Origin of the sequence: Gordonia marina (assembly GCF_052036135.1) — a bacterium.
Classification (GTDB): domain Bacteria; phylum Actinomycetota; class Actinomycetes; order Mycobacteriales; family Mycobacteriaceae; genus Gordonia.
In genome coordinates, this window is record NZ_JBPSDN010000087.1 from 1 (window position 1) to 1,298 (window position 1,298).

Consider the following 1,298-nt stretch of genomic DNA (forward strand, 5'->3'; position numbering starts at 1 on the left):
GGACCGCCGCCACCTTCTCCTCCGGGCTGTAGCGCCGCGTCTGCGGCTTCCCGGGAACCTGTTCCTTCGGCATGTACTCATCCTCGTTTCCAAGGTCACGAGCCTCCAAAGAACCCAGTGCGGTTCAGTCTGCATGCTCCCCACGACTGGTGGAGACCTACAGGTCTAGCCAGCCACTGCAGGCCAGACGGCACCAACCGCGGATCGAACGGCGTGCCGACCGCGCCGAGCTCATCACTGATCGGCGATGGATCACTCTCCAACGCCAACAGCGACGCTGGCGAAACACCGAACACCTCAGTCGCCGCCTGCGCCCATGTATCGGTAACTCGCCGAGGCGCCCAGAGCGCTCCGAGGTGCGCACTATGGCCAGTCCGACATGCAACCGGTAGGGCCCCTGTGAGGGCTTCGAATTCCGTGTCGGCAAGGCCGGGCCGAAACGTGTGAAGCTCCTCAGAGACACTGCACTGAGGGGCTTCCGTCATCCATTCCTCGATCGTACTGACCGCCCAAGCGGTAGTTCAGCTTCTAGTAGAGGCTCGCAGCTCCTTGTTGCAAGGCGAGTCGCGTGAGTTCCTGTAACGTTGCCGAGTCTTCCCGTCGCATGCTGGTTGAGTATGGCAGCCCACGCCGGACGGCCTCGACGATGGCGGCTGTTCTCACGGTCAGCTCGTGCCGCTCGAACTCTAGCGCCAGTTCGGCCTGCCACTGCGTGGGATCAACGGTGTCCTCGGCAGGGTTGTCACGGTTACGCCAGGCATCTGATTCGCAGATCGAATGAGTCCCAACTAGCGGCCCGTTACCCGCGACGTAAAAGGTGCCCAGGAGCGTCTGAACCGGCAGCCTTGACGAGGAGCCTTCTGGCGGTGTCAAAAGCCAGAGCTCGGTGCTGTGTAGCGAGTCTGACGACCGCGTATCGAGGAGAGCCTGTTCATGCCTACTAGCTATCCAGTCCACAACCTCTGATATGCCCAGAGTTTCTGTGACTACGAATTCGTCGTAGGCAAGCGACCCGCGCGCCGGATCGCCATACCAATCTGTGACTCGATACACCGGGTCCAGAATAGTCGTCCCAGGAATTCTTCCAGTTCCAGTTGATACTTTCATTTGTTGCCTACTTTCGTCGCCGCCCAACTCAGAAGTTACATGTAACTTCAGTCTTCCCCCCTAGCCTCGATCTTTCATCCGGTGCCTATCCCTGCCTGAGCGGTTCGGATTGATTGCGGCAGGGCTGATTTTGCGGTTCGGGTACGACAGGCTGGCCGGTTGCCGCCGGATCACGGCCGGGTTTCACGGGC

At 60.5% G+C, this 1,298-nt stretch carries 1 protein-coding gene; it reads right to left on the reverse strand.

Going from position 1 to position 1,298, the window contains the following annotated elements; genetic code table 11:
- Positions 1–528 precede the first annotated feature (528 nt).
- On the reverse strand, positions 529–1,107 hold the full coding sequence (locus ACSEEN_RS21385) for a hypothetical protein (protein WP_440714253.1): 579 nt from the start codon (positions 1,105–1,107) through the stop codon (positions 529–531).
- Between the last annotated feature and the right edge of the window lie 191 nt (positions 1,108–1,298).

Bases quoted from the DNA above. Each gene is read 5' to 3' on its own strand.
- ACSEEN_RS21385 (WP_440714253.1), bottom strand. From the start codon at position 1,107: ATGAAAGTATCAACTGGAACTGGAAGAATTCCTGGGACGACTATTCTG.